Source organism: Actinomadura nitritigenes (assembly GCF_017573545.1).
In the GTDB taxonomy this organism is placed as follows: Bacteria; Actinomycetota; Actinomycetes; order Streptosporangiales; family Streptosporangiaceae; genus Spirillospora; species Spirillospora nitritigenes.
Genome location: NZ_JAGEOK010000024.1, coordinates 35,702 through 56,570, shown reverse-complemented (window position 1 = coordinate 56,570; position 20,869 = coordinate 35,702). Strand labels below are relative to the sequence as shown.

At 75.1% G+C, this 20,869-nt stretch carries 21 protein-coding genes; 14 read left to right on the top strand and 7 right to left on the bottom strand.

The window, feature by feature from the left end; genetic code table 11:
• Positions 1-18 precede the first annotated feature (18 nt).
• Genes priA through J4557_RS32285 form a run of 3 tightly spaced genes read left to right on the top strand, consistent with a single transcriptional unit; the run spans position 19 to position 2,460 of the window.
• Entirely contained in the window at positions 19-774 is a 756-nt protein-coding gene (gene priA, locus J4557_RS32295) for a bifunctional 1-(5-phosphoribosyl)-5-((5-phosphoribosylamino)methylideneamino)imidazole-4-carboxamide isomerase/phosphoribosylanthranilate isomerase PriA (protein WP_208270555.1), read from the top strand.
• Positions 775-790: 16 nt separating this feature from the next.
• Positions 791-1,567: an imidazole glycerol phosphate synthase subunit HisF gene (gene hisF / locus J4557_RS32290; protein ID WP_208270554.1), complete on the top strand. Its 777-nt coding sequence runs from the start codon at positions 791-793 to the stop codon at positions 1,565-1,567.
• Positions 1,568-1,599: 32 nt separating this feature from the next.
• Complete coding sequence (locus tag J4557_RS32285; RefSeq protein WP_208270553.1) at positions 1,600-2,460, top strand: ATP-grasp domain-containing protein; 861 nt, start codon at positions 1,600-1,602, stop codon at positions 2,458-2,460.
• A gap of 4 nt (positions 2,461-2,464) precedes the next feature.
• On the opposite strand, the gene J4557_RS32280 is transcribed toward J4557_RS32285, so the two are convergent.
• Positions 2,465-4,168: a CocE/NonD family hydrolase gene (locus J4557_RS32280; protein WP_208270552.1), complete on the bottom strand. Its 1,704-nt coding sequence runs from the start codon at positions 4,166-4,168 to the stop codon at positions 2,465-2,467.
• A 160-nt stretch (positions 4,169-4,328) separates the two neighbouring features.
• Here J4557_RS32280 and J4557_RS32275 point away from each other — a divergent pair, with 160 nt between their 5' ends.
• The gene (locus J4557_RS32275; protein ID WP_208270551.1) at positions 4,329-5,009 is read left to right on the top strand and encodes a hypothetical protein; all 681 of its coding nucleotides are present in this window, start codon (positions 4,329-4,331) and stop codon (positions 5,007-5,009) included.
• A 13-nt stretch (positions 5,010-5,022) separates the two neighbouring features.
• On the opposite strand, the gene J4557_RS32270 is transcribed toward J4557_RS32275, so the two are convergent.
• Together J4557_RS32270 and J4557_RS32265 are read right to left on the bottom strand one after the other, a co-directional pair.
• Entirely contained in the window at positions 5,023-6,177 is a 1,155-nt protein-coding gene (locus tag J4557_RS32270; protein ID WP_208270550.1) for an acyl-CoA dehydrogenase family protein, read from the bottom strand.
• A gap of 137 nt (positions 6,178-6,314) precedes the next feature.
• On the bottom strand, positions 6,315-7,490 hold the full coding sequence (locus J4557_RS32265) for a winged helix DNA-binding domain-containing protein (protein ID WP_208270549.1): 1,176 nt from the start codon (positions 7,488-7,490) through the stop codon (positions 6,315-6,317).
• Positions 7,491-7,568: 78 nt separating this feature from the next.
• On the opposite strand from J4557_RS32265, the gene J4557_RS32260 reads away from it, so the two are divergent.
• Complete coding sequence (locus J4557_RS32260) at positions 7,569-8,141, top strand: phosphorylase family protein (protein ID WP_208270548.1); 573 nt, start codon at positions 7,569-7,571, stop codon at positions 8,139-8,141.
• Positions 8,142-8,163: 22 nt separating this feature from the next.
• Here J4557_RS32260 and J4557_RS32255 read toward each other — a convergent pair whose 3' ends face one another.
• The 4 genes from J4557_RS32255 to J4557_RS32240 form a co-directional block, all read right to left on the bottom strand.
• The gene (locus J4557_RS32255; RefSeq protein ID WP_208270547.1) at positions 8,164-8,613 is read right to left on the bottom strand and encodes a hypothetical protein; all 450 of its coding nucleotides are present in this window, start codon (positions 8,611-8,613) and stop codon (positions 8,164-8,166) included.
• A 75-nt stretch (positions 8,614-8,688) separates the two neighbouring features.
• Positions 8,689-9,942: a hypothetical protein gene (locus J4557_RS32250; protein ID WP_307800330.1), complete on the bottom strand. Its 1,254-nt coding sequence runs from the start codon at positions 9,940-9,942 to the stop codon at positions 8,689-8,691.
• Positions 9,943-10,357: 415 nt separating this feature from the next.
• Positions 10,358-12,139 (bottom strand): ABC transporter ATP-binding protein, encoded by a 1,782-nt coding sequence (locus J4557_RS32245; protein ID WP_208270546.1) that lies wholly within the window; start codon positions 12,137-12,139, stop codon positions 10,358-10,360.
• Positions 12,136-13,932, bottom strand: a complete 1,797-nt coding sequence (locus J4557_RS32240; protein WP_208270650.1) for an ABC transporter ATP-binding protein — start codon at positions 13,930-13,932, stop codon at positions 12,136-12,138. The genes J4557_RS32245 and J4557_RS32240 overlap by 4 nt, the downstream gene beginning before the upstream one ends.
• A 190-nt stretch (positions 13,933-14,122) precedes the next feature.
• On the opposite strand from J4557_RS32240, the gene J4557_RS32235 reads away from it, so the two are divergent.
• The 9 genes from J4557_RS32235 (at position 14,123) to trpA (ending at position 20,728) form a co-directional block, all read left to right on the top strand.
• On the top strand, positions 14,123-14,803 hold the full coding sequence (locus J4557_RS32235) for a TIGR03085 family metal-binding protein (protein WP_208270545.1): 681 nt from the start codon (positions 14,123-14,125) through the stop codon (positions 14,801-14,803).
• Between the two features lie 252 nt (positions 14,804-15,055).
• A complete protein-coding gene (locus J4557_RS32230) occupies positions 15,056-15,262 on the top strand; it encodes a cold-shock protein (RefSeq protein ID WP_018657218.1) in 207 nt (68 codons plus the stop codon).
• A 116-nt stretch (positions 15,263-15,378) separates the two neighbouring features.
• Positions 15,379-15,762, top strand: a complete 384-nt coding sequence (hisI, locus tag J4557_RS32225) for a phosphoribosyl-AMP cyclohydrolase (protein ID WP_208270544.1) — start codon at positions 15,379-15,381, stop codon at positions 15,760-15,762.
• Positions 15,759-16,466, top strand: coding sequence for a TIGR02234 family membrane protein (locus J4557_RS32220; RefSeq protein WP_208270543.1), 708 nt, complete (start codon positions 15,759-15,761; stop codon positions 16,464-16,466). The genes hisI and J4557_RS32220 overlap by 4 nt, the downstream gene beginning before the upstream one ends.
• Entirely contained in the window at positions 16,463-17,122 is a 660-nt protein-coding gene (locus J4557_RS32215; RefSeq protein ID WP_208270542.1) for a response regulator transcription factor, read from the top strand. Before J4557_RS32220 ends, J4557_RS32215 begins: the two co-directional genes overlap by 4 nt.
• A 34-nt stretch (positions 17,123-17,156) precedes the next feature.
• Positions 17,157-17,612, top strand: a complete 456-nt coding sequence (locus J4557_RS32210; protein WP_307800329.1) for a DUF2752 domain-containing protein — start codon at positions 17,157-17,159, stop codon at positions 17,610-17,612.
• A 134-nt stretch (positions 17,613-17,746) separates the two neighbouring features.
• Positions 17,747-18,553: an indole-3-glycerol phosphate synthase TrpC gene (gene trpC, locus J4557_RS32205; RefSeq protein ID WP_208270541.1), complete on the top strand. Its 807-nt coding sequence runs from the start codon at positions 17,747-17,749 to the stop codon at positions 18,551-18,553.
• Positions 18,554-18,686: 133 nt separating this feature from the next.
• Positions 18,687-19,919 (top strand): tryptophan synthase subunit beta, encoded by a 1,233-nt coding sequence (gene trpB, locus J4557_RS32200; RefSeq protein ID WP_208270540.1) that lies wholly within the window; start codon positions 18,687-18,689, stop codon positions 19,917-19,919.
• Positions 19,916-20,728, top strand: a complete 813-nt coding sequence (trpA, locus tag J4557_RS32195; protein ID WP_208270539.1) for a tryptophan synthase subunit alpha — start codon at positions 19,916-19,918, stop codon at positions 20,726-20,728. Before trpB ends, trpA begins: the two co-directional genes overlap by 4 nt.
• Positions 20,729-20,869 lie beyond the last annotated feature (141 nt).

Below are 20,869 nucleotides of genomic sequence, written 5' to 3'. Positions count from 1 at the left end.
TATCGATAGGGTTTCCGCATGACTCTGACGCTCCTTCCCGCCGTTGACGTCGCCGACGGCCAGGCGGTCCGCCTGGTGCAGGGCGAGGCCGGCACCGAGACCTCCTACGGCGCGCCGCTCGACGCCGCGCTGGCCTGGCAGGACGCGGGTGCGGAGTGGATCCATCTGGTCGACCTGGACGCGGCGTTCGGGCGCGGCTCCAACCGGGAGCTGCTCGCCGAGGTGACCGGGCGGCTGGACGTGAAGGTGGAGCTGTCGGGCGGCATCCGCGACGACGCGTCGCTGGAGGCGGCGCTGTCGACCGGCTGCGCGCGGGTGAACATCGGCACCGCCGCGCTGGAGAACCCGGAGTGGTGCCGCAAGATCATCGCTTCGCACGGCGACAGGATCGCGGTCGGCCTGGACGTGCGCGGCACGACGCTCGCCGCCCGCGGCTGGACCCGCGAGGGCGGCGACCTGTGGGAGGTCCTCGCCCGGCTGGAGGCGGACGGCTGCCCCCGCTACGTCGTCACCGACGTCACCAAGGACGGCACGCTCCGCGGCCCCAACACCGAGCTGCTGCGCGAGGTCTGCTCCCGCACCGACAAGCCCGTCGTCGCGTCCGGCGGCGTCTCGTCCCTCGACGACCTGCGCGAACTCGCCAAGCTGGTGGAGGTCGGCCCGGGAGGTCGGTCGGGGTCGGTTGGTCGGGGCGGACTCGAGGGCGCGATCGTGGGCAAGGCGCTGTACGCGCAGGCGTTCACGCTGGAAGAGGCCCTGGAGGCCGTGAGATGAGCGGGGAGGCCGCGAAGTGACCGTCGCCGTACGGGTCATCCCGTGCCTGGACGTCGACGCCGGGCGCGTCGTCAAGGGCGTCAACTTCCAGAACCTGCGGGACGCCGGCGACCCCGTCGAGCTGGCCCGCCGCTACGACGCCGAGGGCGCCGACGAGCTGACGTTCCTCGACATCACCGCGTCCAGCGGGGACCGCTCCACCACCTACGACGTGGTGCGCCGCACCGCCGAGCAGGTGTTCATCCCGCTGACGGTCGGCGGCGGCGTCCGCACCGTCGACGACGTCGACCGGCTGCTGCGCGCGGGCGCCGACAAGGTGTCGATCAACACCGCGGCGATCGCGCGGCCGGAGTTCCTGCGGGAGGCCGCGCACCGGTTCGGGTCGCAGTGCGTCGTGCTGTCGGTGGACGCCCGCCGCACCGCGCCCGCCGAGCGGCAGGGCACCCCGTCCGGGTTCGAGGTGACGACGCACGGCGGCCGCAAGGGCACCGGCATCGACGCCGTCGAGTGGGCCCGCCGCGGCCAGGAGCTCGGCGTCGGCGAGATCCTGCTGAACTCGATGGACGCCGACGGCACCAAGGCCGGCTTCGACCTGGAGATGCTGCGCCGCGTCCGGGAGGCCGTGACCGTGCCCGTCATCGCCAGCGGCGGCGCGGGCGCCGTGGAGCACTTCGCACCCGCCGTCGCCGCCGGCGCCGACGCGGTGCTCGCCGCCAGCGTCTTCCACTTCGGCGAGATGACGATCTCCGAGGTGAAGGACGCGCTGCGCGCCGCGGGCGAACCCGTCCGCTGACCCACCCCCCGCCCGCGAGAAGGACCCCCCCGTTGACCGCCTCACCCCTGTGCGCCCTCGCCACCTGCGCCCGCCTTCCCGAGGGCAGCGACGACGCGCGGATGCTCGCCGCCGCCCTCACCGGCCTCGGCGTCGCCGCCGACATCGCCGTCTGGGACGACCCGGACGTCGACTGGTCCCGCTACGACCTCGTCGTCGTCCGGTCCACCTGGGACTACACCGACCGCCGCGACGAGTTCCTGGCCTGGGCGGAGAGCCTCCCGCGCGTCCTCAACCCGGCGGACGTGCTGCGCTGGAACACCGACAAGCGCTACCTGCGCGACCTGGAGGCCGCGGGCGTCCCGGTCGTCCCGACCCGCTGGGACCCCGACGGCATCCCCGCCGACTGGCCCGAGTACGTGCTGAAGCCGTCGGTGTCGTCCGGGTCCCGCGACACGGCCCGCTGGGGCCCGGGCGAGGAGGACGCCGCCCGCGCCCACCTGCGCGCCCTGCGGGACGCCGGCCGCACGGTGATGCTCCAGCCGTACCTGGAGGCCGTCGACACCGCGGGCGAGACCGCCCTGGTCTTCCTCGGCGGCGAGTACAGCCACGCGGGCCGCAAGGCGCGCGTCCTCAACCCCGGCGCCGGCATCGAGGGCCTCGCCGGCCTCGGCGAGGCCCGCGGCAAGGTCACCGCCGCCACCGCGACCGACGCCGAGCTCGACCTCGCCCACCGCGTCCTCGACGCCGTCCCGGGCGGCCGCGACCTGCTCTACGCCCGCGTCGACCTGATCCCGGGCCCCGGCGGCGACCCGCTCCTGATCGAGCTGGAGCTCACGGAGCCCGCCCTCTACCTCGAGCACGCCCCCGGCAGCGACGACCGCTTCGCCAAGGCCGTCGCGGCCCGGCTGTGACGGCCTAGCCGGGCTCCTCCTCGGGGGCGGGCACCGCGGACTCCGGGGAACGGCCGGTGATCGGCAGGATGATCGCGGACGGGTGGTCCGGGTCGTGGAAGACCTCCTGGTCCGCCGGGACCATGCGGCGGGCGGTGGCGAGCGGCTCGCCGGTGCCCGGGTTCGCCGCGACCTTCGGGTGGGCGCCGCTGGTCACGTGCACGCGGACGCGGTGCCCGCGCGCGAAGCGGTGCCCGGCCGGCCACAGGTCGACCGCGATGCGGCGCACGCCGGCCGTGCCGACCGGCTTCTCGGCGAACGCCGGGAGCCGCAGCCCGCCCTCGCACACGTTCCGGGACGTCCCGTCCGGGGCGACGTCGCAGAGCCGGACGACGAAGTCGGTGTGCTCGCGGTCGGACCGGACGAACAGGTCGGCGCCGACCGGGCCGATCACGTCGAGCGGCTCGGTGAGCGGCGGCGAGGTGAACGCCAGCACGTCCGGGCGGCGCTCCAGGCGGCGGTTGTCGACGGGGCGGGAGCTGCCGAGCAGGGTCGGGCCGCCGAGCGCGGGCGTCGGGTCGCCCGGGTCGAACCGGTACCCGCTCGGTTCGGACGGGCGCGGGCCGTCGGGCCCGAGGCCGCGGCCGGGGTGCAGGTGCCAGCGCTCCTGCCGGGTGCCGGGCGGCGGCCAGTCGGCGTAGTGCCGCCACTCGCGGGCGCCGGTCACGTACAGCCGGACGGGGTCGGCGCGCAGCCCGGACGGGTCGCCGCGCAGGTGCGCGCGGAACCAGGCGAGCGTCTCGCGGAACGACACCAGCCCGTGCCGGGCGTCGGTGTGCCACCAGGGGCCGATGGTGAGGTACGGGCGGTGCCCGGCCGAGCGCAGCGCCAGGTAGTCCCTGATCTCCCACGGCAGGAACACGTCGTACCAGCCGCCGAGCAGGGTGACGGGCGCCTCGACCTCGCCGACGGTGCCGCTGAAGTCGCGGCCGTCCCAGTAGCCCGCGTCCGTGCCGTGGTTGGTGAGCAGGTCCTGGTAGAACCGCATCTGCCGGCCGCCGGTCGCCACGTCCAGCTCGGCGAGGGGGCGGCCGGACCGGGCGGCGCGGACGGCGCGGCGGCGCGACAGCAGCGACGCGGTCAGCAGCCCGAACGGCTGCTGCTGCCGGTGGGTGAGATCGGTCCAGGTGAGCGTGGACTCCAGCGCGAACGACCCGCCGACGTAGGCGGCGTCCCGGAACGACGACGCGGTGATCTGCAGCGACATCGCCTTCAGCTCCGGTCCGGCCTCGGCGGCGATCGCCCAGGCGGAGTAGCCGAGGTAGCTGGCGCCGTAGGTCGCGAACGTCCCGCCGAACCACGGCTGCTCCTTCAGCCACGCGACGGTGGCGAGGCCGTCTTCGCGTTCGTCGCCGAGCGGGTCGAACTCGCCCCCGGAACCGAACGTCCCGCGCGCGCTCTGCACGACCAGCTGGAATCCGAACGGCACGAACGGGAGGCCGTTGGCCAGTGCGGCGGGGCCGCGCCGACCGTAGGGGGTGCGCACGAGGATGGTGGGCGGCCGCCGCACCCCGAGCGGGACGTAGCGGTCGGCGAGCAGCGTCACGCCGTCCGGCATCGTCGCCGGCAGGTCCCGCTCGACGGTGTACCGCGGCAGCGGCGAGCGGGGCAGCCCGCGCGGGCGGCGCAGGCGGATCGGCGGGGCCGGCAGGCGGTCCCTGAGGGCCATGCGACCTCCCACGGTTGCTACTGCTTAGTAAGGTAACCGCTCGCGCCCGGCCGACACCTCGGTGCCCTCGCCAAGTCCCTGACGTGCGGGTCCGCGGTCTGGAAGGGTGGCGGCACGAGACGGTGACGTTCGGATCGGGGGAACCGGGATGTGGCCGCGAGTGAACGCTCCGGAGGGGCCTGCGCCGCCCGCCCCGGCCTGGAGCACGCCGCCCGTCCGTCCCGCCGCGGGCTGGTACGCGGTGCCGGTCGCGCTGCTGGTGCTGGCCGCCGCGGGCCTGTTCACCACGCTCGCGCTGGCGCGCGGCGGTGCCGGGGCCGGGGGCGGGCCCGCCGTGACGGGCGACGCGGCGGCCGGCGTCCCCGTGCGGCTGACGGCGGGCCGCACCTACTTCCTCTACGTGCGGCGGGACGGCACGGCGCCGTTCGGCTGCGCCGTCGAGCAGAACGGCGGGCCCGGCGGGCACGGAGGCGTGCAGGGCGGTGTTCAGGGCGGTGTGCAGGGCGGTGTGCGGGGCGGGGAGCCCGGCCGCGAGCACGGCCGCGTCCGGCTGACCCGCAAGAACTCCTGGAGCGCGGCGAACCGGCCGGGCTACCGCTACACCGCCTCCCTGACGGCGCGGGTGACCGGGGCGGCCGTGCTGACCTGCCGGGGCACCGACGGGCCGCTGCTGGTGGCGCCGGACGGCACCGCCGGCTTCTACACCGGCCTGGCGTTCCTCGCGGTGCTCGCCGCCTGCGTCGCCGCCGCGGCCGGGTTCGTCCTCACGCTGACCCGCCGCAGCCGCGCCGACCAGCGGGCGCGGCTCGGCGCCCCGGACCGGCCGGAGCGGCGGGCGTGACGGGCCGGACGGGTCAGCAGGCGTAGCCGGCGTCGCGGGCGAGGTGGCGGCCGATCACCATCCGCTGGACCTGGTTGGCGCCCTCGAAGATCTGCATCACCTTCGCCTCCCGCATGTACCGCTCCACCGGATGGTCGCGGGTGTAGCCGTCGCCGCCCAGCACCTGCACCGCGTCCGCCGTCACCCGCATCGCCGCGTCGGTCGCGGCGAGCTTGGCGATGGACGCCTGCCGCGCGAACGGCAGCCCCCGGTCCTTGCGCCGGGCGGCCTCCAGGTAGCCGGCGCGGGCCGTCTCCACGGCGGCGGCCATGTCGGCGAGCAGGAACGCGATCCCCTGGTTCGCGATGACCGGGCGGCCGAACTGGCCGCGCCCCGCCGCGTACCGGACGGCGTGGTCCAGCGCGCCCTGGGCGAGGCCGACGGCGCACGCGGCGATGCCGAGCCGCCCGGCGTCCAGCGCCGCCGCCGCGATCGGGTATCCGCAGCCCTCGTCGGAGATGCGCCAGTCCTCGGGCACCCACGCGCCGTCGAAGTGCAGCCGCGCCGTGGTGGACGCGGTGAGGGCCATCTTCCGCTCGGGCGGCCCGAACTCCAGGCCGTCCATGCGGCCCTCCACGAGGAAGCAGGTCAGGCCGCCCGGGTCGCCGGTCGCGCGGGCGAACAGCACGTAGAAGTCGGCCTCGCCGCCGTGCGTGATCCACGTCTTGGTGCCGGTGATCCGGTAGCCGTCGCCGTCCGGGACCGCGAGCGTGCTGAGCCCCGCCGCGTCCGGCCCCGCGTGCTCCTCCGCCAGCGCGTACCCGCCGAGCAGGTCGCCCTCCAGCAGCTCGGGCAGCTGCTTGCGCTGCACGTCGGTGCCGCAGGCGTACAGCGGGAAGCACGACAGCGTGTGCACGCTGACGCCGACCGCGACCGACGCCCACACCGCGGCGATCTCCTCCAGCACCTGCAGGTACACCTCGTAGGGCTGTCCGCCGCCGCCGAGGTCGGGCGGGTAGGGCAGGCCGAGCAGCCCGGCTCTGCCCAGCATCCGGAAGATCTCGCGCGGGAAGGCACCGGCCTCCTCGGCGGGCGCGGCGCGCGGCGCCAGCTCACGGCGGGCGATGTCACGGGCGAGCGCGACCACGTCCGCCGCCTCGGGCGAGGGGAGCATGCGATCTGCGGGCATGCCCCACATCATGGCTGATCAGAGCCCTGGTCGCGGGCAGAGCGGAAATGGTCTCCGCTTTGTTCGGTTTGGTTCCGGGAACAAAAGCGCCCGAGCGTGGTCAACCTTCCGCGCGCGCGAGGCCCGCCGGCCAGTGGTCAGGCGGTGAGCTCCTTCTCCAGCGGCGTGCGGAACCGGGGCGTCGGCCGGACGTCGCCGTACCAGGCGGCGATCCGCTCGGCCTCCCGCGCGACGGCCTTCTCCGCGTCCGCGCCGGCGTCCTCCAGCAGCCGGACGGCGATCTCGCCGTCCTTGCGCTGCGCCCAGCCGCCGACGATCCGCCCGTCCCACCAGACGGACGGGCCGATGTTGCCGCTCCGGTCGAACAGCAGCGGGCCGTGGCCGCCGAGGAACCAGCCGCGCTCCTGCCAGCCCATCGGGGTGGCGTCGAGCGCGGGCAGCAGCGCCGCCGACGGCTCCGCCGGGGGAGCGGCCTCCAGATCGTCGGCGAGGACGATCCCGGTCGCGCCGCCGAGGTCGACCTCCACCGTGTCGACGAGGGCGAGGGCCTTGCCGACCTCCCCGGCCGTCCAGCCCGTCCACCACTTGAGGTCGGCGACGGGCGCCGGGCCGAACGCGCGCAGCCACCGCCGCACGACCTCGGCGCGCGCCTCGTCCACCGGCACCTCCGGGACGCCGCCGGGCAGCCACGTCTCGATCGGCGCCCACCGGTACTGGCTGCTGGTCCAGCCGCCGTTCGGGCGGCCCCGCACGATGAGCCCCTCGCAGCCGAGCGTCACCAGCACCCAGGTCGTCACGCCCGTCGGCCGCGAGTACGCCTTGCCGGGCGCGGGGTCGACCTGGGTGCGCAGCTCCGGCACCTGCGCGCTCAGCTGCGCGCCGGTCGCCTCGCCACGCGCCAGCAGCGCCCGGTGCGTCGCGTCCTCCACCCGGCGGAACCAGGCCGGGACGTCCGTGATGTCGCTGCCGCGCTCGATCATGGCCCCGTACCGGCGGCGCTGCTTGGCGGCGAGCGCGGACGCGGTGGACGCCTGCAGGGCCGGGACGAGGTCGACGGGCGCGACGAACATCGTCCGGCGCATCGCCAGCATCCGCAGGAGCGTCCGGTCCTCGTAGAGGGCGCGCTCCACGTCGGCCGGCCCGGCCGTGTCGCTGCGGGCCGCGACGGACAGGAACACCGTGGCCGGGTCGGTGGCGTGCAGCACCACCAACGACCGGACGACCTCCGTGACGTCGTCGGTGCGGGCCTCCGCGGCCAGCCGGTGCCTGCGGACGAGCCTGGCCCGCCGCTCCGCCGTGCTGATCGAACGCATGAACGAATCATAGGGGCGCGCACCGCCCGGCGCACCAGGGAGCTGGATCTCCCGCCCCGCCCGTGCTGCACTGGGCGGATGACCGGTGACGAGGCGCCCGGCCTGGTCGTGTGCGCGGCGCTGCGGCTGGAGGCCCGCGCGGTGCGGCGCGGGCTCGTCCGCGCGCCCGCCCTGGTCGTCGGCTACCGAGCGCGGCACGCCGCCCGGCTGCCCGGCTGCCGGGCCGTCGCCGTCGTCGGGTTCGGCGGCGCGCTCGACGACGGGCTCGCCCCCGGCGACGTGGTGGTGGCGGACGAGATCCGCGGCGGCGGCAAGCCCGTGCCCTGCCCCGGCGCGCGGACGCTGGCCGCCGCGCTCGCCGGGGACGGCCTGCGCGCGCACGTCGGGCCGCTCGTCACCGCGGACCGGATCGTCCGCGGGGCGGAGCGGCGGATGTGGGCGGCGGACGGCTCCCGCGTCGTCGACATGGAGTCGGCGCGCGTCGCCGCGGCGCTCCCGGACGGCGTCCCGGTCGCGGCGCTCCGCGTCGTCGTCGACGGCCCCGGGCACCCGCTGCTGCGGCCCGGCACCGTCACCCGCGGCCTGGCCGCCCGGCGCGTCCTCGCGCGCACCGGCCCCGCCCTGGAACGGTGGGCCGCGGCGCTCGCCTGACCGGCGCCCCGCCGGGCCCGCGTCAGGAGTGGCTCATCCCGTGCATCTCGCCGGACAGGATGTGCCCGCCCAGGTCCTTGCGGAGCGACTGCAGGGTGGCGGGGGTGCTCACCGCCACCCAGCGCGTCCCCACCAGGTACGTCCCGCCCCACGGCTTCGCCTCGTTCAGCCACGATGTCATGTCCTGGTCGCTGTCGAAGCTGACCAGCACGTACTGGCCCCGCGAGTTCCGGCAGTTGCCCTGCTGCAACTGCTGCGCCTTCCGGCGGCCGACGAGGCTGCAGCCCGTCCGCGCGGCCAGCTCGTCGAGGTTCGCCGGCGCGGCGGCCCGGTCGCCGTCGCCGGACCCGCCGGACTTCCCGGCGGCGCTGCAGCCGGCCGCCAGCGGCAGCGCCAGCACGGCGGCGACCGCCAGCGCCAGGCCGGCGCGGGAGACCCCCGCCGCACGTCCGAGGTGATGCGTAAGGCCCATGGCCCGTCCTCCCGGGGTGAGATGCGCGGTACGACGGGCGGTACGCGCGCAGGCCCGGAAGGGTTCAGACGGCGCTCAGGCGGCGAGGCGGGCGCCCGCCGCCGCCCGCACGCCGGAGTCCTCGGCGCCGTCGTGGTGCAGCCGCTGCAGCCGGATGCGGGTCTCGTGGGTCAGCGGCGCGAACCGGGCGGCCTCCGCGCGGACGCCCTCCTGGCAGTCCCAGAGGCCCTCGATGGTGTACGACTCGGCGGTGTGCGGCGCGGTACGGGTCAAAGCGGTCACGATACGGGGTCTCAGGAAAGCGTAGGGTGATTCGGTCCAAGCGGTCTTCAGCAGCGGGACGGCCTCGCCGGCGCGGAGCCTGCCGAGACCCTCGATCGGTCCCGCGGCGGCCTGCCACTCCCGCTTCTCCAACGCATCGCGCAACTCCTCCATCAGCAGCGGCACGTCCTGCCTGGTCCCGTATCTCGCCAGCATGCTGATCCCCATGAACGCGCACCCCCCGCGTTCGGCGGCCCACGCCCGCGCCCACGGCAGCGCCTCCGGCCCGTACTCCCGCAGCGCCCGGCACACCGCCCCACCGAACCTGCTCGGCCGCTGCGGCAGCAGCTCCTCCGCCAGATCCAGCAGCGCCGGCGTCCGCCGCCGCCCCAACTCGAAGATCGCCGCGATGGCCCCGTCGTCCCGCCGCCGCGCCAGCTCCAGCAACTCCGCGTCCGTCCGCTCCGCCCCGCCCGGCACCGCGCCGACCGGCCGCCGCGGCCGCCCCGCCTCCCGCCGCCGCGCCAGCGCCTCGGCTATCCGCGGCTGCCGCGCCGCCCAGCTCTCCAGCACCGGATTCGCACCACCCGCCACCAGCGACCCGATGTCCCCGTCGTCGCACCGCGCCGCCACCAGCTCGTCCAGCCCCTCCGCCAACCGCGGATCGCCCAGCTCCACCAGCTCGTCCAGCGCGTCGAACCAGTGCGCGCCCTCCTCGGCGTACCGCCGCAGCGGCACCGCCGCCTCCCGCCGGCTCAACCGCACCAGATGCCCCAGCACCTCCAACGCCAGCCGCACCCGCCACTCGTCGCCGTCCGCATGGTCGGACGGGTCGGCGAGATGCTCCGCGACCGGCCACACCGGCAACTCCAGATCCACCATCAACCGGGCGTAGTACAGCCCTCTCGCCTCACATTGCCGGTCCCACCGCGGATCCCTGCGGATGCAGTCATAGACGTACTCGCCCGCGCCGGGCCTGTCCGCCGCGCGCCGCGCGGCCCTACCGAGCCCCCGCTGCAGTTGACCCCGCAGCGTGCCCGCCGATTCCAACACGACCTCGTTGCTCACCCCAGCAGAATGCGCACCGGAACAGATAACGGGCAAGTGCTTTAGCTGTGTTTTCCCAGGGGGTGGTGTCTTCCCAGGGGGGCGACCCCCTGGAACCCCCGTCACGACGGGTGGGCTGTTTCCCCGCTCCGCTGGCGCTCCGCGGCGAAACAGCCCACCCGTCGTCGGGCATGCCCGCTGCGCTCGCTGGCGCTCGCTCCGCGTGCCTGCCCGTGGCGGTGGCTGGGCTTCAACCTGCTGGGGCAGGGGTTCGACCCGCCGGGCCGGGGTCGCCATGCCCGGCCCGGGCTCGACCTGCCGACGGGGGGCGACCTGCCGGGCCGGGGCTCGTCCCCCCGGCCGGGGCTCAGCCTGCCGGGGCCGGGTTTTGACGCGCCGGCCAGGGGTTCAGGTTGTCCGGGCGCCGATCCGGGGGTCACATGTTGCGTTGGGCTATCCAGGAGGCGTGGAGGTCGGCGTAGACGCCGGGGAGGGCCACCAGCTCGGCGTGGGGGCCGCGCTGGACGATGCGGCCCGCGTCGAAGACGATCACCTCGTCGGCGGCCTCGGCGGTGGACATCCGGTGCGCGATGGAGATCGCGGTGCGGCCGCGGGTCGCGCCGTCCAGGGCCCGCTGGATGCGGACCTCGGTGGCCGGGTCGACCGCGGAGGTCGCCTCGTCCAGGACGAGCAGGTCCGGGTCGGCGATGTAGGCGCGGGCCAGCGCGACGAGCTGCCGCTCGCCCGCCGACAGGGACTCGCCGCGCTGCCCGACGGGGGTGTCCAGGCCCTGGGGGAGCCCGTCGAGCCAGTCGGCGAGGCCCAGCTCCGCCATGGCGAGGACGAGGTCCTCGTCGGTGGCGTCCGGGCGGCCGTAGCGGATGTTGTCGGCGAGGGACGCGTCGAACAGGAACCCGTCCTGCGGGACCATGACGATCCGCTCGCGCAGCGAGGAGAACCGGACGCGGTCCAGCGGCACGCCGTCGACGAGGACGCGTCCCGACACCGGGTCCATGAGGCGGGTGAGGAGCTTGGCGAACGTCGTCTTGCCCGACCCCGTCTGCCCGACGATCGCGACGCGGCTGCGCGGCGCGATCGTCGCGTTCACGTCGTGGAGGACGGGCGGGCCGCCCGGGTAGGCGAACCCGACGGACTCGAACCGCACCTCGATCGGGCCGCGCGGCAGGGTCTCGCCGGCGTCGCCGGGGTCGGCGACGTCCGGGACGGTGTCGAGGACGCCCAGCACCCGGCGCCAGCCGGCGATGGCGTTCTGGGCGTCGTTGAGGACCTCCGTCGCCGTCTGCATGGGGCTGACGAACAGGGTGACCAGGAACAGGAACGCGACCAGCTCCCCGGCGGTCAGGTGGCCGCCGATGCCGAGCAGCGTCCCGGCGACGACCACGCCGGCGGTCGCGATGGCCGCGACCAGCTCGCTCACCGGGAACGTCAGCGCCACCATCGCCTGGGCGCGCGTCTGCGTGCTGCGGAACGCGTCGACGGTGTCGTCGACGCGGCGCCCGGTGCGCTCCTCGGAGGCGTGCGCGCGGATGACCGCCGCGCCCACCACCGACTCGCTCACCGCGGCGAGCAGGTCGCCCATGCGCTCGCGCACCTGCATGTACCGGGCGGACACGACCCGCTGGAAGCGGCGCAGCGCGAACGCCAGCGGCAGGAACGCCGCCCACACCAGCAGCGCGAGCTGCCACGAGTAGACGAGCATCAGCACGCTCGCGACGAGCAGCTGCCCGATCGACACGATGAACATCAGCCCGCCGGACTGCATGAAGTTGCTGATCTGGTCGACGTCCGTGGTCACCCGCGACACCAGCGAGCCGCGCCGCTCCCCGCTCTGCGTCAGCATCGACAGGTCGTGGACGTGCCGGAACGCCCTGACGCGCAGCCCCGCGAGGCCGCCCTCGGACGTCTTGTACAGCCGGACGTTCATCGCGTACGCGCACAGGGCCGTGAGGAGCACGGCGACGGCGCACAGCAGCACCGCCGAGCGGATGAAGGCGATGTCGGGGCCGCCGGCCCGGTCCAGGCCCTTGTCCATGGTCTGCTGCACGGCGATCGGCACGACCACCCGGCCCGCGGTGGACAGCAGCGCCAGCACCAGCGTCCCCGCGAGCCCGGCGCGGAACTCGGGGCTGAGCCGCAGGCCGCGCCGCAGGGTGCTGAGGCCGCCCTCGGTGGCCGCCGCCTCGTCGATGACCGTCACGCCAGGGCCTCCTCGCCGCCGTCGAGCGCTTCCTGTTCCGCTTCCGCCCGCTCGTAGGCGTTGACGAGGTCGCGGTACCCCTCGGACGTCTCCAGCAGCTCCGCGTGGGCGCCGCGCCCGGTGACCCGGCCGTGGTCGAGGTAGACGACCTCGTCGGCCAGCGCGATCGTGGCCTTGCGGTAGGCGACGACCACGACGGTCGCGCCGCCCCCGCCGTCGTCGCGCAGGGACTGGGCCTCCCGCAGGCTGTGCAGGATGCGCGCCTCCACCTGCGGGTCGACGCTGGACGTCGCGTCGTCCAGGACGAGCAGCCGCGGGCGCCGCACCAGCGCGCGCGCCAGCGCGAGCCGCTGCCGCTGGCCGCCGGACAGGGACGCGCCGCGCTCGCCCACCCGGGTGTCGAGCCCGTCGGGGAGCGCGGCGACGAACCCGTCGGCCTGCGCGAGCCGCAGCGCCTCCCAGACGCGCTCGTCGGGGACGTCCAGGCCGAGTGTCACGTTCCCGCGGACGGTGTCGTCGAACAGGAACGTCTGCTGCGGGACGAGCGCGGCGGTCTCCGCGACGCCGCCCCTGCGGACGTCCCGCAGGTCCACGCCGTCCAGGAGGACCGAGCCGTCGGCCGGGTCGACCAGCCGGACCAGAAGCGAGGTGAGGGTGGACTTGCCGGACCCGGTCGGCCCGACGATCGCGACGGTCCGGCCGGGGGAGGTGGTGAACGACACGTCGTGCAGGACCTCGCGGTCGCCGTCGGCGCCCTCGTAGGAGAACCGGACGTCGCGGACCTCCAGGGCGGCGGCCTTGTCCTCGCCGAGCGCCGCGTCGCCGAACGGCAGCGACCCCGTCGCGTCCAGCACGCCGCGGACCCGCTCCCAGCCGACGACGCTGCGCGGCACCTCCGCCAGCACCCAGCCGAGCGCCCGGATCGGCCACGACAGCAGCGTGAACAGGTAGGCGACGTGCACCAGGTCGCCGGCCGTCATCGCGCCGGACTCCAGCCGCAGCGACCCGATCAGCAGGACGGCGAGCACGCCGAGGTTCGGCAGCGCCTCCAGCACGGGGTCGAACAGGCCGCGGATCCGCCCGACCGCGATGTTGGCGTCGCGCAGCTCGTGCGCCCGCTCCCGGAACCGCTCGGTCTCCGACTCCTCGCGGCCGAGGGTCTTGACGACCAGGCCGCCCTCGAAGCTCTCGTGCGCGACCTCGCTGACCTCGGCGCGCAGCTGCTGCGCGCGGGTCGCGACGGGCGCGAGCCGGCGCTGGTACACGATGTTGATCAGCGCGATCGCCGGGAAGATCAGGAAGCCGACGGCGGCGACCGCGACGTCGGTGAGCAGGATCGACACGGCCGCGATCAGCAGCATGAACACCACGCCGACGGCCATCGGCAGCGGCGCGATCGGCGCCCACACCGCCTCGACGTCGGCGTTGGCGTTCGACAGCAGCTGCCCGGTCGGGTGCCGGTGGTGCCAGGCGAGCGGCAGCCGCAGGTACTGCCGGGTCACCGACCGCCGGTAGGCGGCCTGCATCCGGTACTGCATCAGGCCCGCGTAGAAGCGCCGGCCCGCGACGCCGAGCGCCTTCAGCAGCGCGACCCCGACGATCGCCGCCGCCGCGCCGGACAGCGCCCCGGCCGTGGTGCGCCCCTCCCGGAACGCCGGGAGGACGACGGTCTGGGTCGCCCAGCCGAGCACCTGGGCGGTTCCCACGGTCATCGCCGCGTACACCGCGCTGGCGATCACCGAGACGGTGAACACCCGCGGCTCGGCACGGACGGCGACCTGCAGCACCCGCATTCCCTCGCGGAGGACATGGGGGGACACGCGTCTGGACGCAGGCGGCACGGTTACTCCTCGATCACGGCACGGCGACCCGGGGTCATGCCCCCTGCGTGTGGGGATGGGGGATTTCGCGGGCCTGACTAGTCCCTACCATGCGCCCCCGACGCTTATTCCCGAGCCGGCTCCCGCGGCCTACGATCATCCAATGAGCACGCCCGAGGACGGACCCGTCCGGCGCGAGCGCGGCCTGCTGGCCGGCGCCCTGGCCGAGGCGGGCGCCGACGCGCCCACCCGGTGCGGCGGGTGGGACGCCCGCGACCTGGCCGCGCACCTGGTCGTCCGGGAGGGGCGGCCGGACGCCGCGCCCGGAATACTGCTGCCTCCGCTGGCCTTCTACACCGAGCGCGTCCGGCGCCGCACCGCGCGGGCCGTCCCGTTCGACCGCCTGGTGGAACGGTTTCGGCAGGGTCCGCCGAAGTTCTCGCCGTACGCGGTTCCGGGCGTGGACAAAATCGCCAACGGTGTCGAGTTCTTTGTTCACCATGAGGACATCCGCCGGGCCGGGCCGGACTGGGAGCCCAGGGACCTGTCCGGTGAACTCGAGGAACTTCTCTGGAGACGGATAAAAATTGCCCGCTTTGTCCTAAGAAAAGTTCACGTCGAGGTAACGCTGGTGCGACCCGACGGACGGAGCGTCCGGGTCTCCGGCGGAGCGCGCGGACGGGGCCGGAGCGGGCGCGGCGGCGGCTCCGGGCCCGTGCGGGTGCACGGGCCCGTGGGGGAACTGGTCCTGTGGGCGCTCGGCCGTACCGACGTCGCGAAGGTCCGCCTCACGGGGCCCACGGACTCTGTCAAGACCCTGACGGAGTCCGGTTGGAGTCTTTAACGGGCAGGTAACGGCAAGGTTCGCTGAGAGGCGAAACGCAAGCCTTCCCGCTCCTGCGTTTTGCGCGGAACCGGTGATACGGTGGTGCGGTCGGTTGCAGTCGTGGTTCTCGATCGTTTGTCCAGACGCCCGCGGACTGATGGCAGCGGGCGTTTTGGCTTTTCCGGGACCGTACCGGGGGCGAGAGCGTTCCGCAGCGACCGCGCCGGGCCCGCGAGGTGTGGGCCCGTGTTTTGCCGCAAGGAGAAAGACATGCCCCAGCAGGGCACCGTGAAGTGGTTCAACGCCGAGAAGGGCTTCGGCTTCATCGCCGTGGACGGCGGCGGGCCGGACGTCTTCGTGCACTACTCGGCGATCCAGTCCTCCGGGTACCGCACGCTGGACGAGAACCAGCGCGTCCAGTTCGAGGTGACGCAGGGTAACCGGGGTCCCCAGGCCGACCAGGTCGTCCCCCTGTAAGACCCGCAGTCGTACGTCTGGGCCCGGTCTCCCCGGCAGGGGAGGGCGGGCCCTTTCGTGTCCGGCGGCGCGGGGGCCGTCACGGGTACCGGGAACCACCCGGCACAATGGACGTCATGTCCGTTCCCTCGTCCAATCTGGACCCCAAGATCGCCGAGCGGCTGAAGCGCGACGCCAGCGGCCTGGTGCCCGCGATCGCCCAGCAGTACGACACCGGCGAGGTGCTCATGCTCGGCTGGATGGACGACGAGGCGCTGCACCGCACCCTCACCACCGGCCGCTGCACCTACTGGTCGCGCAGCCGCCGGGAGTACTGGGTGAAGGGCGAGACCTCCGGCCACCAGCAGTGGGTCAAGTCCGTCGCGCTCGACTGCGACGCCGACGCGATCCTGGTCAAGGTGGACCAGGTCGGCGCGGCCTGCCACACCGGCGACCGCACCTGCTGGGACGCCGACGTGCTCGACGCCGTGGTCGGGGAACGCCCTGACGCGAGCTCATGACCCCCGGGCGTGAGCGCGGCCTCACCGCGCTGCTGTGCGCCGCCGGCGCGGGGCTGGTCCTGCTCGCCGGCGGCCGCCCCTGGGCCACCGTCAAGGCCGAGGACGCCATCACGCCGTTCTCCCAGCACCTGACCGGCCACGACCTCGGCGGCACCGCGACCGCGCTCGCCTGGGCCGGCCTCGCCGGGCTCGCCGCCCTGTTCGCCACGCGCGGCCGCGTCCGGTCCGGCGTCGGCGCCCTCATCGCCCTGTTCGGCGCCGGCGTCGTCTACGGCTCCGTCGCCGCGGTCCAGCGCGCTCACGTGCTGTCGGTCGCCGGGGACAGGAGCGCCCTGCTGAAGATCGGCGCGCACCCCGCGCTGGCCGTGAACCTGTGGTGGATGGCGTCGGTCACCGGAGGCGTCCTCCTCGTCGCCGGCGGCCTGGTCGCGGCGGCCCGCGGCGCCCGCTGGCCGGGGATGTCCGCCCGCTACGAACGGGACGGCGCCCCCGCGTCCCGCCCCGCCCCCCGGAAGGACGCCGCGTCCGGCGCCCCGGAGCAGGACCCGTCCGCGCTCTGGAAGTCCCTCGACCGCGGCGAGGACCCGACCGCCCGCGACGCGGCCCGGGAGCCGTCCGGCGCGAAGTCCGAGGGCCCGGCCGCCGGGGAACGGGACGGCCGCGAGGCCGGTGACCCCACCGCGCCCCGGAACGGCCGCCCGTGACCGCCGACGGCCTGGTCCTGGTCGCCGAGCACGATCCCGCCGTCGCCGAACTGCAGCGCCGCTACCTGGCCCGCGAGGGCTACGAGGTGCGGATCGAGGCCGACCCGGGCCGCGCGCCCGCCGCCGCCGAACGCGCCCGCCCCGACGTCGTCGTCCTCGACCTGTCCACCAGCGCGCTGCCCGCCGACCTGTACCGCCGCGTCGCCGAGGCGGCCCTCCCCGCGCCCGTCGTGGCCGTCACCGGCCCCCTCGACCCGGCGATCGCCCGCCACCTCGGCGAGCACCGCGTGGACCGCCCGTTCGGGCCCCGGGTGCTGGTCGCCGCCGTCGTCGACGCGCTGCGCCGCCGCGGCCCCCTGCCCGTCCCCGGGCCGCTGCGCGCCGGCCCCGTCGCCCTCGACCCCGACCGCCGCACCGCCGCCGTGGGCGACCGCCGCGTCGCGCTCACCGTCACCGAGTTCGACCTCCTCGCGTTCCTCATGGCCAACCCCGGCCGCGTCTTCACCCGCGAGCAGCTCCTCGACGCCGCCTGGGGCCCCGGCGCCGGCGCGGGCAGCCGCACCGTCGACGTCCACGTCGCCCAGCTCCGCGCCAAGCTCGGCCACGACAACCCCATCCGCACCGTCCGCGGCGTGGGGTACGTGCTCGACGCGTAGCGGAGTTCCGGCGGGGCGGCCTTATGGTGGGGGCGTGAGCCGTCCCGCCGTCCACGCGCATCCCCATCCGGCGGGTGGGGGCGAGCGCAAGAGCCCGGTGCGCGCGCTGGTTCCGCACGGGATCGTCCTGGCCGGGGCCGCCGCGGCGACGGTGCTGGTCGCGGTCGTCGACCCGAACCGGCCCGGCCACTACCCCACGTGCCCGTTCCTCGCCATGACCGGCTACTACTGCCCGGGCTGCGGCGCGATGCGGCTGGTCAACGCGCTCGCGCACGGGCACGTCGGCACCGCGTTCGGGTTCAACCCGCTGCTGTTCCTGCTGCTGCCCGTCCTCGGCTACCTGTACGTCCGCTGGACGGTGCTGAGCGTCCAGGGCCGGCCGATGTGGTCGGCGCTGTTCCGGCCGGTCGCGGTGTACTCCTTCGTCGGCGTCGTGGCCGTCTACTGGATCGTGCGGAACCTGCCGTTCGCGCACGCCCTGGCGCCCTGACCCGCGGGCGGCGCCGCGGACCGCCGGACCGCCGCGCCCCGCGGGCGTCCCCGGACCCCTCCCGGGTGCGAGGACCGTCGGCGGGGGCGGCTACGATCGGTGCACGGATCGACCTGAAATAGGGGGCCTACCACTTGAGCGTCTTGGACGAGATCATCGACGGCGTCCGGGCCGATCTCGCCGAACGGCAGCGGGAGGTGCCGCTCGGCGCGCTGAAGGAGAAGGCCGCCGCCGCCCCGGCCCCCCGCGACGCGCTCGGCGCGCTGCGCGGGCCCGGCGTCTCGGTCATCGCCGAGGTCAAGCGCAGCAGCCCGTCCAAGGGCGCGCTCGCCGCGATCGCCGACCCCGCCGCCCTCGCCCGCGACTACGAGGCCGGCGGCGCGAAGGTGATCAGCGTGCTGACCGAGCGGCGCCGCTTCGGCGGCAGCCTGCAGGACCTCGCGGACGTCCGCGCCAACGTCGACGTCTCCGTCCTGCGCAAGGACTTCATCGTCACCTCCTACCAGCTGTGGGAGGCGCGCGCGTACGGCGCCGACATGGCGCTGCTGATCGTCGCCGCGCTGGAGCAGGACGCGCTGGTGTCGCTGGTCGAGCGGGCCGAGTCGATCGGGCTGCTCCCGCTCGTCGAGGTGCACACCGAGGAGGAGGCCGCCCGCGCGGTGGACGCGGGCGCCAAGGTCATCGGCGTGAACGCGCGCGACCTGCGCACCCTGAAGGTCGACCGGGGCGTCTTCGCCCGCGTCGCGCCCGCGATCCCCAAGCCCGCCGTGAAGATCGCCGAGTCCGGCGTGCGGGGCCCGCACGACCTGCTCGCCTACGCCTCCAGCGGCGCGGACGCGGTGCTCGTGGGGGAGAGCCTGGTCATCGGGCGCGACCCGCGGACCGCGGTCGCCGACCTGGTCGCGGCCGGCGCGCACCCGGCGCTGCGGCAGAGCGGCTGACCGGTGCCGACGGGAACTCGGTAGGCTACGGTCATGCCCGCAGAGCCGCTCCACGAGCGATGGCGGGGCCTCGCCGCATCTCGCTGAGACTGTCCGACGCAGGCCCCTTACGCATGACAGGACGCGTTTTCCCATGACCATCGACAGTGCGGCGCGCGCTGCCGCCGTGCCCGACGCCACCGGCCATTTCGGCCGCTTCGGCGGGCGGTTCGCCCCCGAGGCGCTGATGGCGGCCCTGGACGAGCTGACCCGCGAGTTCGAGACCGCCAAGAAGGACCCGGCCTTCACCGCCGAGCTGGACGACCTGCTCGCCAACTACGCGGGCCGGCCGAGCCTGCTGACCGAGGCGAAGCGGTTCGCCGAGCACGCGGGCGGCGCCCGCGTGCTGCTGAAGCGCGAGGACCTCAACCACACCGGCTCCCACAAGATCAACAATGTGCTCGGGCAGGCGCTGCTCACCCGGCGGATGGGCAAGACCCGGGTGATCGCCGAGACCGGCGCCGGCCAGCACGGCGTCGCCACCGCCACCGCCGCGGCCCTGCTCGGCCTCGACTGCACCGTCTACATGGGCGAGGTCGACACCGAGCGGCAGGCCCTCAACGTCGCGCGGATGCGGATGCTCGGCGCCGAGGTCGTCCCGGTGCGGACCGGCAGCCGCACCCTCAAGGACGCCTGCAACGAGGCGTTCCGCGACTGGGTCGCGAGCGTGGAGGACACGCACTACTGCATCGGCTCGGTGATGGGCCCGCACCCGTTCCCGATGATGGTCCGCGACTTCCAGCGGATCATCGGCGTGGAGGCGCGGCGGCAGTGCCTCGAGCTGACCGGCGCCCTGCCGGACGCGGTCGTCGCGTGCGTCGGCGGCGGCTCCAACGCCATCGGCATGTTCCACGCCTTCGTCCCGGACGAGTCCGTCCGGCTGTACGGGTTCGAGGCGGGCGGCGACGGCGTCGCGTCCGGCAGGCACGCCGCGACGCTCGTCGGCGGCTCCCTCGGCGTCATCCACGGCATGCGCACCTACCTGCTGCAGGACGACGACGGCCAGACCCTCGAGACCCACTCGATCTCCGCGGGCCTCGACTATCCCGGCGTCGGCCCGGAGCACTCCTGGCTGCACGACTCCGGCCGCGCCGAGTACCGCGAGATCACCGACGCCGAGGCGATGGAGGCGTTCTCGCTGCTGTGCCGCACCGAGGGCATCATCCCGGCGATCGAGTCGGCGCACGCGCTGGCCGGCGCGATCAAGGTCGGCAGGGAGCTGGGCCCGGACGCCACGATCGCGGTGTGCCTGTCCGGCCGCGGCGACAAGGACATGCACACGGCCGCGTCCTTCTTCGGCCTGATGCCCGAGGGGGAGGCGCAGTGACCGTCAAGGACGCCTACGACAAGGCCAGGGCCGAGAACCGCGCCGCGCTCGTCGGCTACCTGCCGGCCGGCTTCCCGACCTTCGACGGCGCGATCGAGGCCGCGAAGACCATGGTCGACGCCGGCTGCGACGTCATCGAGATCGGGCTGCCCTACACCGACCCGATGATGGACGGCCCCACCATCCAGGACGCCGTCCACCGGGCGCTCTCCGGGGGCGTCCGCGTCGCCGACGTGTTCCGCACCGTCGAGGCCGTCGCCGCCACCGGCGTCCCGACGCTGGTCATGACGTACTGGAACCCCGTCGACCGGCACGGCGTCGGCGCGTTCGCCCGCGACCTCGCGAGCGCCGGCGGCGCCGGGCTGATCACCCCCGACCTCACGCCCGAGGAGGGCGGCGAGTGGCTCGAGGCCGCCGACGAGCACGGCCTCGACCGGGTGTTCCTCGTCGCGCTCAGTTCCACCGACGCGCGCATCGAGGCCATCACCGCGCAGTGCCGCGGGTTCGTCTACGCGGCGTCCCTGATGGGCGTCACCGGCGCCCGCAACGCCGTCGACACCGGCGCGCCGCGGCTCGTCGAGCGCACCCGGGAGATCATCGGCCGGTCCGGCCGGGACCTGCCGGTCGGGCTCGGGCTCGGCGTCGGCAACGGCGCGCAGGCCGCCGAGGTCGCCGGCTTCGCCGACGGCGTGATCGTCGGCTCGGCGTTCATCCGGCGGCTGCTGGACGCCCCGGACCTCGCCACCGGCCTCGCCGGCGTCCGCGCCCTCACCGGGGAACTGGCCGAGGGCGTCCGCAAGGGCCGCTGAACCGCCCGCCGGAGAACGATCGTCGAGAACGTCCGCGGAAACGGGGCCGTCCCGTTTCCGCGGACGTTCTTGCGCGTTCCGGGAACTCCCCGTCACCGCCGTCCGGTTCATGCTTGAGACGGCCTCGCGCTCCCGTAAGGT